Source organism: Rhodococcus sp. R1101, from assembly GCF_000278445.1.
GTDB lineage: Bacteria > Actinomycetota > Actinomycetes > Mycobacteriales > Mycobacteriaceae > Rhodococcus > Rhodococcus gordoniae.
Window position 1 is genome coordinate 1 of record NZ_AJVB01000082.1, and the last position, 11,820, is coordinate 11,820.

Genomic DNA, 11,820 nt, shown 5'->3' on the forward strand with positions numbered 1-11,820 from the left:
GTGGGCGCAATCTCCCCCCCGGCTACCGGGCGGCCTCGGCGACTCCCAGCGACAGCGCACCGAACAGCTTCGGAGTCTTCTCCTCGTAGAAGGTGTCGAGTTCGCGGATGTCGAAGCCCGCACCGCGGATGAGGTCGGGAATCCGTCGTGTCAGGTGGCAACCACCGGCGATCCGCTTCTGGATCGGTTCGAGCCGGTGCTGCCACCGTCGGACGCTCTCGTCCGGGGCGAGCCCGTGTTCGACGAAGTGCAGCGTGCCCCCGGGCGTGAGGACACGCCGTACTTCGCGCAGGGCCGCGTCGGCATCGGGGATGGTGCACAGGGTCCACGTCGTCAGTGCACTGTCGAAGGTGTTGTCCTCGAACGGAAGTGATTGCCCGTCGAGACCGGATCGTTCGATGTGGACGGGTGAGTCCTCGATGCGTGAACCGGCGAGTTTCCATCCGAGATCGGCGGGTTCGACGGCGCTGACCGATTCGATCGAAGTGGGATAGTACGGAACGTTCAGGCCCGAACCGAATCCGATCTCGAGGACGCGGCCGCTCAGTCCGGCGCACACTCGTTTCCGGTTCGCCTCGGTGAACGACGGTGCGCAGGCGATGTTCACCAGTCGCGGTACGACGTGATCGTTGTAGAGGCCCATGGCAGTCCTTTCGCCTCGTGGCGTACCGATCTGCTCCGTTCTATGATGGCATCTGCGTCGCCGAACGTAACCCCCGACGCGGACTCAGCGCAGCCCGTCGCCGGGTCACTCCACTTCGGCGAGTCCGTACTCGGGTCGTCCGGCCGGGCGGTACACGGTGATGACGATGCCGGATGAAGTGGTGCGCGAGTCGACGAGATCCAACTTCGTGTCGCGACCCCCGGTGGGGAACAGTCGCCGCCCCTGACCGAGGACCACGGGGAACGTGACGAGGCGGTACTCGTCCACGAGATCGTGCTCGAAGAGGGTGTGGACGAGACGGATGCTGCCGTGCACCTGCAGTTCGCGTCCCGGCTGCTTCTTCAGTTCCGCGACCGCGGCGGGCACGTCGCCATCGAGGACGGTCGTGTTCTTCCATTCGGGGTCGGTGAGCGTCGTGGAGGCGACGTACTTCGGGAGGGTGTTGAGTGCACGGGCGACCGGGTCCTCGGGGTCGGTCGAGTTCGGCCACGACGCAGCGAAGACGTCGTAGGTGTTCCGGCCCAGCAGGAACGCATCGACCTTCGAGAACACCTCGTCGATGAACGTGCCGGTGTCCTCGTCGAACAGCGGCACCACCCAACCGCCGCGGTCGAAGCCGTCGCTGCGGTCCTCGTCGGGGCCGCCCGGTCCCTGGGCCACACCGTCGGCCGATACGAAGGTCGTCACCGTGAGCTTCATCGTCGTCCCCTTTCGAAGGTCGTCGACGAGTACCGACCCGGGGACCGTGAAAAATTCATCGCTTGCATCCCTCGGGCACGGAAGGTATTTCTGAACGCAGCGTCGCGTGCCGATGACGGACTGCGTCAGGCATGGAGGCGCGGGACCACAAGGAGTTCGACGAGAGATCTACGCCCGGATCCTCGAGCAGAAGATCGAACACTGGGCCGATCCTCGGCAGTCGTCGCACGGCATCAACAGAAACGACGGGGGTCGAGGAACCTACTTCCTCGACCCCGCCGGTCACTTCATGGAGATCATCACGCGTCCCTACGGCTGGTGCCCCTGAACCGTCTCCGCTCGAGCCGTCTCGGCCGCAGCGCGTCGCCGTGCCAGCACCGTGCAGGTACCGGCGATCGCTGCGGTCAACGCGCCGGTCGCGAGCAGCTGCGTGCGGGCGGCGGTGTCGAACAGGGCAAGCACCGCGATACCGGCGAGCAGGCCGAGCGTCGCGTACGACAGGTACGGGAAGCCCCACATCTTCAGCGGCAGTGCGTCCTCGGTGCCGTTGCGGCGCGCGCGACGACGGAGCACGAGGTGCGAGACCGCGACGAACGTCCACAGCACCAGGATCGTGGAGCCGACGGCGTTGAGGAGCAGTGGAAGCACGCGGTCGGGGTAGAGATAGTTCAGTCCGACCGTGACGAAGCCGAACGCCACCGAGGCGAGCACCGCATTGCGCGGAACGCCGTTGGACGACAGGCGCCCGAAGACGGGATGCGCCGATCCGCGGTGCGACAGCGAGAAGATCATCCGGGAAGCGCTGAACAGCATCGCGTTGAGCGAGGAGAGTAGTGCGACCACCACGATCACGGTCATCACCGCGGCAGCGCCCGGGACGGCCCCGGCCTGCAGCACGGCGACGAACGGACCCGTCGCGAGATCTTCGGAGGTCCACGGCAGGATCGTCACCATCACGAGCACCGACCCGATGTAGAACACGAGGATGCGCCACACCAGGGTGCGTACCGCGCGGCCCACGTTGCGACGGGGATCGGCGGTCTCCGCGGCGGCGATCGCGATGATCTCGGTGCCACCGAACGCGAACACCACGATGAGCAGGCCGGCTGCGATACCGGCGATACCGGTGGGCGCGAACCCGCCGTGTGCCGTGAGATTCGCGAAGCCGGTCGTCTCGAAGGTGGGCATCCACCCGGCGATCATTGCGACGCCGATCACCAGGAAGCCGAGGATCGCGACGATCTTGATTGCGGCGAACCAGAATTCGACCTCACCGAAGCGGCGGACGCCGACGAGGTTCACGCCCGTCAGCACGACCATGTAGAACAGCGCGGACGCCCACTGGGGGATGCCGGGCAGTGCCACCGCGGTGATCGCGGCGGCACCGGTGGCCTCGGCGGCGATCACGATGATCACCTGCACCCAGTACAGCCAGCCGATTGTGCGCCCCGCGACGGGGCCGAGCGCGTTCTCGGTGTGCTCGGAGAACGCACCGCTGGCGGGGTTGGCCGCGGCCATCTCGCCCATCATGCGCATCACGAACACGACGAGAACGGCCGCCACCAGGAACGAGATCAGGATCGCCGGGCCGGCGACGGCGATACCCGCCCCCGATCCGACGAACAGGCCGGCCCCGATGGCGCCGCCGAGGCTCATCATGACGAGCTGGCGGGGCCGCATGGCGCGATGCAGGCCCGCGATGCTCTGGGCGCCCGTCGTGGTCCCTGCGGGGCCTTGGGCGCCGGTCGTCGTCACCGTAGCCAGGGTGTCAGTCATCGATGCGCTCCCCGGCCGGGACCAGCTGATCGAGTGCGATCTCGAAGGCCGTCGCGGCGAGTCCGGTGAGCTCGGTCGAGCGGTCGTGGCACCGGCGCAGGGCCGTCTCGATGGTGGTGGACACATCGCCGAAGATCGCGGCGTCGGAGACCTCCACGTCGCCTTCCATGAGCTGGGCGAAGGCCCGGGCCATTCCGCAGTTGGCGATGAAGTCGGGAATCACGGCGACGGACTTGTCGGCGTGCTCGTAGGTAGGTCCGTAGAAGATCTCGTCGTCGGCGAACGGGACGTTGGCGCCGGAGGCGATCGTCTCGAGTCCCGCAGCGACCATGCGGTCGACCTGCTCGCGGGTGACGAGCCGGCTTGCGGCGCACGGCAGGAAGATCTCGGCTCCGAGATCCCAGATGCGGGCGTTCACCTCGTCGAAGGGGAGCATCCGGTCGCTGCGCAGGGCGTTGCCGTCGCGCTCGAGCAGCAGGGTGCGGATCTCGTCGAAGGAGAGTCCTTCGGGTTCGAGGATGCCGCCGTCGCGGTCGATGATGCCCACGATCGACGCGCCGGCCTGAGCGAGATAGTAGGCAGCGGCGGCGCCGACATTGCCCCATCCCTGCACCACCACGCGCTTGCCCGCGAGGTCGCTGCCCCGGTAGACGAGCTGGTGGTGACGGACCGACTCGGCCACACCGTAGCCGGTGATCAGATCGGCGACAGTGTATTTCGTGCTGGTGGCGGGAGTGAACCGCGCGTCCTCGACGACCTTCGCGACGCCGAGCCGCAGCTGGCCCACCCGCTGGATGCGCTGGCGCTCGTCCTTGCCGAAGTGACCGTTGACGACACCTTCCTGCGGGTGCCACAGGCCGTTGGCCTCGGTGAGCGGAACGACCTCGTTCATCTCGTCGACGTTGAGGTCGCCACCGGTGCCGTAGTAGGCCCGCAGCAGGGGAGTGACTGCCGCGAACCAGCGGCGCAGCACGCCCTCCTTGCGGGGGTCGGACGGATCGAAATCGATACCGGACTTGGCACCACCGATCGCGGGTCCGGAGACGGTGAACTTGATCTCCATGGTCTTCGCCAGCGACTCCACCTCGCGCCGGTCGAGGCCGCGGCGCATGCGGGTGCCGCCACCGGCCGCACCGCCCCGCAGCGAGTTGATGACGACCCAGCCCCGGGCGGTGGTCTCGGTGTCGTGCCACTCGAAGACGATCTCAGGGGCTTTTTCTTCGAATCGGGTCAGCAGGTTCTTCATGGCGAACGACTGTGACGGCAGTAACAAATCCTGCGCAACTGTGGCTCGGTCAACTGTGCAGCGTGCGGAGGGTCCGGACGCCCGAAGCGCTTTTTTCTGTGCAATCCGGCTAGCCGGAAGGAGATTGTGGCGGTGATCGGCTCACCGCCGGTAGGCCGGTGCTTTCGCGGATCGTTCGGGTTGGAGGGTGCGGAGCAGCGGCATCGCCCGGTAGTGCACGACCTCCGAGAGCACCATGACGCTCGTCGACCTCGCGACGATCGATGAGCGGTTCAGTTCGATGAGGGTTTGCTGGAGACCGAGATGCGATTCGGCCCCGATGCGGCACAGAACGTCGCCCGCGCCGGTGGTGGCGAACGCTTCGAGCACACCCGGGATGCGTTCGAGGACCTCGGTGACGTCTTCGAGAGCGCCCTGCACGATCTCCATCGTCACGAACGCCTGCACGTCGAAACCTGCTGCGGCGAGGTTGATCCGGGGTTCGTAGCCGGCGATCACGCCGGTGTCCTCGAGGCGTCGCAGGCGTGCCGAGACGGTGGCGCGCGCGACCTTCAGGCGACGGGACAGCTCGAGCGCGCCGACCTTCGGGTCGGCATGCAGGGCCTCGAGGAGAGCGAAATCCAATTCGTCCAGCTGTACGGGCTCGCGCATTGCGCTTCCTTCCCATCGAGCGCCGAAAACTAGCCTGATTGTATAGGTGAGCACAAGGATTCCGGCGAATTCGAGTCAGTCGGACCAGTTGCCGAAGGCGACGTTGCGTCCCACCGGCGGGTGGGTTTCTCCTGGTGACACACGACACAACGAACTGTGCCGCAGTGAGCGGCAGGAGGTTGCAGCCATGACTCTGGAATACACCCTGACCGACAGCGAACGCCTCGCTCAGCTCGACGCCGAGGAGCTCCGGCGCCTCGTCGGTCTCGTGGAGTACGACAGTGAGCGGGATCCGTTCCCGGTGAGCGGCTGGGACGCTGTGGTGTGGGTGGTCGGCAACGCTACGCAGATGGCGCACTACTTCCAGTCGGCCTACGGTATGGAACTCGTCGCCTATTCCGGACCCACCACCGGCAACCGCGACCATCACGCCTATGTACTGCGCAGCGGCGCCGTGCGATTCGTGATCAAGGGTGCGGTGGATCCGGACAGCCCGCTGATCGAGCACCATCGCCTCCACGGTGACGGCGTGGTCGACATCGCCCTGCAGGTGCCGGATGTCGACAAGTGCATCGAGCACGCCCGGCGCCAGGGAGCGACCGTCCTCGAGGAGCCCTACGAGATCAGTGACGAGAACGGTACCGTCCGCGTCGGCGCCATCGCGACGTACGGCGACACCCGGCACACGCTCGTCGACCGGTCGCGCTACAACGGTCCGTATCTGCCCGGCTACGTCGAGCGCACCTCGACCTACCGCAAGCGTGAGGGTGCGCCCAAGCGGATCTTCCAGGCGCTCGATCACGTCGTCGGCAACGTCGAACTCGGGCACATGGACGAGTGGGTCGACTTCTACAACCGCGTCATGGGTTTCACGAACATGGCGGAGTTCATCGGCGACGACATCGCGACCGATTACTCGGCGCTCATGAGCAAGGTGGTGTGCAACGGCAACCACCGCGTGAAGTTCCCGCTCAACGAGCCCGCCATCGCGAAGAAGCGTTCGCAGATCGACGAGTATCTCGATTTCTACCGCGGACCGGGCGCGCAGCATCTCGCCTTGGCCACCAACGACATCCTCACCGCGGTCGATTCGCTGCGCGAGGAGGGCGTGGAGTTCCTCGCGACTCCCGATGCGTACTACGACGATCCGGAGCTGCGCGCTCGTATCGGTGAGGTCCGGGTGCCGATCGAGGAGCTGAAGAAGCGGGGCATCCTGGTGGACCGCGACGAGGACGGCTACCTGCTGCAGATCTTCACCAAGCCCGTCGGCGACCGTCCGACCGTGTTCTTCGAGCTGATCGAGCGGCACGGTTCGCTCGGCTTCGGCAAGGGCAACTTCAAGGCGCTGTTCGAGGCGATCGAGCGGGAGCAGGCCGCGCGCGGCAACTTCTGAGTCCGGTCCTAGATCAGCCGACCGAGCCGCGTGCGCAACGCGTGCTCGGTCTGCCGGATCGCCGTTCCCACAATCGGTTCGATGAGCATGCCGAGTGTGCGGCCGGCGATCCCGCCGGGCAGCCGGTAGCCGAAGTCGACGTCGAGCCGCGTCGCGTCGCCGAGGTCCGTGAAGGTCCACGACGATGCGGCGCGGAATCCGGCGATCGAGTCGAGGACGATGGTGCGGTTGCGTTCCCATTCGACGACTTCCACACGCGAGTCGAGATCCTTGGGGCCGATCCGCATGGTCGAGTCGTAGACGGCACCGAGGCCGGAGACCTGCCCGCCCACGGGCTGGAAACGGGCCACTCCGAACATCCAGTCGGGGACGTTCCGGTAGTCGTCGACGTAGGAGAACGCGAGGTCGACGGGGATGTCTGCGACGGCGCTGTGGCGGACGTGAATCATGGCGGTAGCCCTTTTACGAGAAGTTGTCTGTTACCGAATGTAGCGGTTAACTGCGCACTCCGGAAGGGGTTTGCACCCCGTTGCCCCCCTGTTCGATAAGTGTTTGAATTTCGTGACGCACGTCACATGCACTTTCGGCTCAGGAGGCTCGGGTGAAGACGAAGGCAGCAATCATCAAAGGAATCGACCGCCCGTGGGAGATCGAGGAGATCGATCTCGGCGATCCCGTAGCAGGTGAGGTGCAGATCCGTCTCGCGGCTTCGGGTCTGTGCCATTCCGACGAGCACTTGCGCTCGGGCGCGACACCACTTCCCTTCTTCCCGGTCCTCGGCGGTCACGAAGGGGCGGGCGTGGTCACCAAGGTGGGGCCGGGAGTGAGCGGTCTCGAGGAGGGCGACCACGTCGTCCTCGCGTTCATTCCGGCCTGCGGGCGCTGCCGGTCCTGCGCGAAGGGTCTGCAGAACATCTGCGACGAGGGCGCCGGCCTGCTCACCGGCCAGGCCATCTCCGACAAGACCTACCGCGCGACCTTGAACGGCGACCCGGTGCTGCAGATGTGCCTGCTCGGCACGTTCGCGCCGTACGTCACCGTCAACGAGGCGTCGGTCATCAAGATCGAGAAGGACATCCCGCTCGAGAAGGCCGCCCTGCTCGGGTGCGGCGTCGCGACCGGCTGGGGTTCGGCCACGGAGATCGGCGGCACCAAGCTCGGCGACACCGTCGTGGTCATCGGTGTCGGCGGTGTCGGCATCAACTCCGTACAGGGTGCGGCGCACGCCGGTGCGCGGTTCGTCGTCGCGATCGACCCCGTCGAATTCAAGCGGCAGAAGGCCAAGGAGTTCGGTGCCACGCACGTCTTCGCATCGATCGAGGAGGCCGCACCGGTGATCGGCGAGATCACCTGGGGGCAGATGGCCGACGTCACCGTCATCACCGTCGGCGAGATCACCGGCGACATCATCGGTCCCGCACTCGGTCTCACGGCCAAGGGCGGGCAGGTCGTCGTCGTGGGCATGGGCCACGCCACCGACTCGCAGGTGACGATGAGCCTGTTCGAGCTGACGCTGCTGCAGAAGCGATTGCAGGGGGCCATCTTCGGTGGCACCGGCCCACGCTCGCAGATCCCCAGGCTCCTCGAGCTGTACCGGAACGGGCAGCTCGATCTCGACAACCTCGTCACCAAGACCTACAAGCTCGAGGACATCAACGAGGGCTACGCCGACATGCACGCCGGCAAGAACCTCCGCGGTGTCGTCCTCTACGGCGAGGACGATTACTGATCCTGCGAGCGGCTGCCGCTCCTGCGAGCGCCGAGGTCGCCGGAACCGTCCCTTACGGTGTTGAGCATGGACACGCGTGAGGATCCGGTTTCCGGCGACGTCGGGTCGTGGCGGCACTACGGCCCGGCCGACCTGCCCAAGCCGCTCGCCGCTGCACTCGAGGCGTTCGCCGAACGCGGTTACGACGGCACGTCCATCCGCGAGGTCGCGTCGCGGTCCGGTCTGTCGGTACCGGGGTTGTACCACCACTACCCATCGAAGCAGGCGCTGCTGGTCTCGCTCACCACCACCGTGCTGCACGACCTGCTCGCCCGTAGCAGGCAGGCGCTCGCCGAGGCCGGGCCCAGCCCGTCCGAGCGATTCGACGCGGTCGTCGAGTCGCTGCTGCGCTTCCACATGTTCCGCCGCGACCAGGCGTTCGTGGCGTCCACGGAGATGCGCAGCATGGAACCGCAGGCCCGCCGGGCCTTCGTCGCGCTACGCGACGAGCAGCAGCGCATGATCGACGAGATCGTCGAGGCCGGCGTTGCCGACGGCACCTTCGCCACGCCGTTCCCGAAGGACGCCAGTCGCGCGGTGACGACGATGTGCGTCGCGGTGGCCGGCTGGTACCGGCCCGACGGCTCGTTGTCTCCCGACGAGATAGTGCGCCGATACCTGCAGGTCGCGCGGAATGCGGTCGGGGCGGCGTAGCCGAGCACCCCAGGGCTTGACCCGATCGTGAGGGTATGTCACCGTGAACTTGACCGAGCGATCGATCGGTCGGTACGGAAGGAGCTCAGTATGGCGGTCGACCTGTCCTACTCGGACCACGTCCGGGACCTCATCGCGCGGACCGAGCAGTTCGTCCGCGACGAAGTGCTTCCCGTCGAGGACGCCCACGGTGGCGACATCACCGCGGCCGGCGGCGACGTGATCCGGACGGATCTGCAGAAAGCTGCCAAGGCTGCCGGTGTCTTCGCTCCGCACGCGCCCGTCGAATACGGTGGCCACGGCCTGAACATGTCCGACCGCGCCCCGGTCTTCGAGGCCGCGGGCTACTCGCTCTTCGGCCCCACCGCGCTCAACATCGCTGCCCCCGACGAGGGCAACGTGCACATGCTCGCGCACATCGCGAGCGACGAGCAGAAGCAGCAGTTCCTCGCACCGCTGGCCGCCGGCGACGTGCGCTCGGCCTTCGCGATGACCGAACCGGCCCCCGGTGCCGGTGCCGATCCGAACGCGTTGAACACGCGCGCCGAGAAGGTGTCCGGCGGCTGGAAGATCAACGGCCGCAAGCACTTCATCACCGGTGCCGACGGTGCCGGATTCTTCATCGTCATGGCCCGCACGTCCGGTGAGCCCGGGCAGCGCGGCGGCGCCACGATGTTCCTCACCCCCGCCGACGCCGCAGGTCTGAAGGTCGGCCGCCATATCGACACCCTCGACCGCTCCATGATCGGCGGTCACTGCGAGGTCGATTTCGAGGATCTGTTCGTCCCCGACTCGGCGGTGCTCGGCGAGGTCGACCAAGGCTTCGCCTACGCGCAGGTGCGTCTCGGACCTGCCCGCATGACGCACGTGATGCGCTGGCTCGGTGCCGCCCGCCGCGGTCACGACACCGCCGTCCGCTATGTCGCCGAACGCGAAGGATTCGGTTCCCGCCTCGGCGATCTCGGCATGATCCAGAAGATGATCGCCGACAACGAGATCGACATCGCGGCGACCCGGGCGCTGCTCGTGCAGGCGTGCTGGGAACTCGACCGGGGTTCGCACGCCGCGAATGCCACGTCGATCGCCAAGACCTTCGCCGCCGAAGCGATCTTCCGCATCGTCGACCGGTCCGCTCAGATGTGCGGCGGTCTCGGTGTCTCCGAAGATCTTCCGATCGCACGCCTCACCCGTGAGGTCCGGCCGTTCCGCGTGTACGACGGCCCGTCGGAAGTGCACCGCTGGGCCATCGCCAAGCGCGCCGTCGGTGCCGTCCGCAAGGCGGCCCGCGAGGCCGCGAAATGACCGCGGTACACGAAGGACTCGATCTCGCTGCGCTCGAACGGTTCCTGACCGACTCCGGCGTCGCCGTCGACGGTGAACTGCGCGCCGAGCTGATCGCGGGCGGCAGGTCCAACCTCACCTACGGCATCCTCGACGACACCTCACACTGGGTGCTGCGACGTCCGCCCACCGCAGGTCTGACGCCGTCGGCGCACGACGTCGCCCGCGAATTCCGCATCACCTCGGCACTGAAGAACACCGGTGTGCCGGTCGCACCCACCGTCGTCCAGTGCGAGGACGAGTCGGTGATGGGTGCGCCGTTCACGCTCGTCGACTTCGTCGAGGGACGTGTGGTGCGCAGCAAGGCCGACCTCGACGCGCTCGGTGACGACGAGATCGACCGCTGTGTCGGTGAACTCGTGCGTATCCTCGCCGAACTGCACAACGTCGACTTCGAAGCCGTCGGTCTCGGGGGACTGGGCCGACCGGACGGCTACGTGACCCGTCAGGTGAAGCTGTGGGCGAGCCAGTGGGGTCGCGTCAAGACCCGCGAGCTGCCCGACCTCGAACGGTTGCACGCCGCACTCGCCGAATCGATTCCGGAGTCACCCGCTCCCACGATCGTCCACGGCGACTACCGCATCGACAACACCATCCTGGACGCGAGCGACACGGGACGTGTCGTCGCGGTGGTGGACTGGGAACTGTCCACCCTCGGCGACCCGCTCACCGACCTCGCGATGATGTGCGTCTACCGGCATCCTGCCCTCGACGACGTGCTCGGCTTCCCGGCCGCATGGTCGAGCGATCGCCTCCCCGGAACGGACGATCTGGTGCAGCGTTATGCCACGGCGTCGGGTCGCGACATCACCCACTGGCACTTCTACCTGAGCCTGGCCTACCTCAAGCTCGCCGTCATCGCGGAGGGCATCCACCACCGGTGGCGTGCCGGAGCGACCGTCGGCGACGGCTTCGACCGCGCCGGGGAAGCCGTGCCGGACCTGGTGGCAGCAGGACTCGCAGTACTGAAGGGAGCCCACGCGTGAGCAGCGCGTTCGTGACCGGAGCATCGAGGGGAATCGGCCTCGGTATCGCAACCCGTCTCGCCCGAACGCGGCTACGCACTGACGATCAGCGCTCGCGGGGCGGAACGCCTCGAGAGCGTCGCCGAGCGTCTGCGGGAGGTGGGTGCCAAGGAGGTACGCGCTGTCGCAGCCGATCTCGCCGATCCGGAAGCCACCGCCCGTGCCGTGGAGACGCATCGCGAGGTGTTCGGTTCGATGAAGGCGCCGATCTCACTGGTGGAGACGCTCAACGCCGAGGAATCCGGCAACGGTATCTCGGCGTCGGCGCAGGTCTCTACACCGCTCGACCCTCTACACGGCCTGACGGTCGGGGCCGGCCGACCGCAGTCGCAGGTCGACCGGCTGCCCGTCGGACGGGAACGGCAGCGACGTGAAGTCGAGCGGGGCGACGTAGCCGGGGTCGACGTACCACTCGAAGCGCAGCAGCAACTGGTGGACGATCGCTGTGACCTCGGCCCCGGCGAAATGCATGCCGAGGCACTTGTGCACGCCCCCGCCGAACGGCTCCCAGGCGTAGCGATGCACCTTGTCCTCGCGTCGATGGTCCGCGAAGCGTTCGGGGTCGAAACGTTCGGGCTCCGGCCAGTATTCCGCCATGTGGTG

The 11,820-nt window shown here is 67.0% G+C and carries 12 protein-coding genes and 2 pseudogenes; 7 read left to right on the forward strand and 7 right to left on the reverse strand.

Features of this window, described 5'->3' with window-relative positions:
• Positions 1-22: 22 nt before the first annotated feature.
• Together R1101_RS0108265 and R1101_RS0108270 are read right to left on the reverse strand one after the other, a co-directional pair.
• On the reverse strand, positions 23-643 hold the full coding sequence (locus R1101_RS0108265) for a class I SAM-dependent methyltransferase (protein ID WP_016932969.1): 621 nt from the start codon (positions 641-643) through the stop codon (positions 23-25).
• A 105-nt stretch (positions 644-748) separates the two neighbouring features.
• Positions 749-1,363 (reverse strand): dihydrofolate reductase family protein, encoded by a 615-nt coding sequence (locus R1101_RS0108270; protein ID WP_016932970.1) that lies wholly within the window; start codon positions 1,361-1,363, stop codon positions 749-751.
• A 166-nt stretch (positions 1,364-1,529) separates the two neighbouring features.
• Between R1101_RS0108270 and R1101_RS26175 the strand changes: the two are divergent.
• Positions 1,530-1,691: pseudogene (locus tag R1101_RS26175) on the forward strand (VOC family protein); the annotation flags it as partial.
• On the opposite strand, the gene R1101_RS0108280 reads toward R1101_RS26175, so the two are convergent.
• The 3 genes from R1101_RS0108280 to R1101_RS0108290 all read right to left on the reverse strand — a co-directional run bounded on the left by R1101_RS0108280 (position 1,673) and on the right by R1101_RS0108290 (position 5,036).
• Positions 1,673-3,139, reverse strand: coding sequence for an amino acid permease (locus R1101_RS0108280; protein ID WP_026003031.1), 1,467 nt, complete (start codon positions 3,137-3,139; stop codon positions 1,673-1,675). The pseudogene R1101_RS26175 and the gene R1101_RS0108280 overlap by 19 nt on opposite strands.
• On the reverse strand, positions 3,132-4,385 hold the full coding sequence (locus R1101_RS0108285; RefSeq protein ID WP_016932973.1) for a Glu/Leu/Phe/Val dehydrogenase dimerization domain-containing protein: 1,254 nt from the start codon (positions 4,383-4,385) through the stop codon (positions 3,132-3,134). Before R1101_RS0108285 ends, R1101_RS0108280 begins: the two co-directional genes overlap by 8 nt.
• Before the next feature lie 141 nt (positions 4,386-4,526).
• Complete coding sequence (locus R1101_RS0108290) at positions 4,527-5,036, reverse strand: Lrp/AsnC family transcriptional regulator (RefSeq protein ID WP_016932974.1); 510 nt, start codon at positions 5,034-5,036, stop codon at positions 4,527-4,529.
• 187 nt (positions 5,037-5,223) lie between these two features.
• Between R1101_RS0108290 and hppD the strand changes: the two genes are divergently transcribed.
• Positions 5,224-6,429, forward strand: coding sequence for a 4-hydroxyphenylpyruvate dioxygenase (hppD, locus tag R1101_RS0108295; RefSeq protein WP_016932975.1), 1,206 nt, complete (start codon positions 5,224-5,226; stop codon positions 6,427-6,429).
• Positions 6,430-6,437: 8 nt separating this feature from the next.
• On the opposite strand, the gene R1101_RS0108300 is transcribed toward hppD, so the two are convergent.
• Positions 6,438-6,878: an SRPBCC family protein gene (locus R1101_RS0108300; RefSeq protein ID WP_016932976.1), complete on the reverse strand. Its 441-nt coding sequence runs from the start codon at positions 6,876-6,878 to the stop codon at positions 6,438-6,440.
• A 152-nt stretch (positions 6,879-7,030) separates the two neighbouring features.
• Between R1101_RS0108300 and R1101_RS0108305 the strand changes: the two genes are divergently transcribed.
• The 5 genes and pseudogenes from R1101_RS0108305 to R1101_RS30915 all read left to right on the forward strand — a co-directional run.
• Positions 7,031-8,158, forward strand: a complete 1,128-nt coding sequence (locus tag R1101_RS0108305) for an NDMA-dependent alcohol dehydrogenase (protein ID WP_016932977.1) — start codon at positions 7,031-7,033, stop codon at positions 8,156-8,158.
• Between the two features lie 66 nt (positions 8,159-8,224).
• Positions 8,225-8,851: a TetR/AcrR family transcriptional regulator gene (locus tag R1101_RS0108310; protein WP_016932978.1), complete on the forward strand. Its 627-nt coding sequence runs from the start codon at positions 8,225-8,227 to the stop codon at positions 8,849-8,851.
• A gap of 90 nt (positions 8,852-8,941) precedes the next feature.
• Positions 8,942-10,153 carry an acyl-CoA dehydrogenase family protein gene (locus tag R1101_RS0108315; RefSeq protein WP_016932979.1) on the forward strand — a complete coding sequence of 404 codons (1,212 nt, stop codon included), beginning with the start codon at positions 8,942-8,944 and terminating at the stop codon, positions 10,151-10,153.
• Complete coding sequence (locus tag R1101_RS0108320) at positions 10,150-11,178, forward strand: phosphotransferase family protein (RefSeq protein WP_016932980.1); 1,029 nt, start codon at positions 10,150-10,152, stop codon at positions 11,176-11,178. The genes R1101_RS0108315 and R1101_RS0108320 overlap by 4 nt, the downstream gene beginning before the upstream one ends.
• Positions 11,175-11,421, forward strand: a pseudogene (locus R1101_RS30915) (SDR family NAD(P)-dependent oxidoreductase); the annotation flags it as partial. The gene R1101_RS0108320 and the pseudogene R1101_RS30915, both read left to right, overlap by 4 nt.
• An 87-nt stretch (positions 11,422-11,508) precedes the next feature.
• Here R1101_RS30915 and R1101_RS0108325 read toward each other — a convergent pair.
• Positions 11,509-11,820: cytochrome P450 (locus tag R1101_RS0108325; protein ID WP_081494056.1), on the reverse strand; the 312-nt coding region annotated here is incomplete at its 5' end.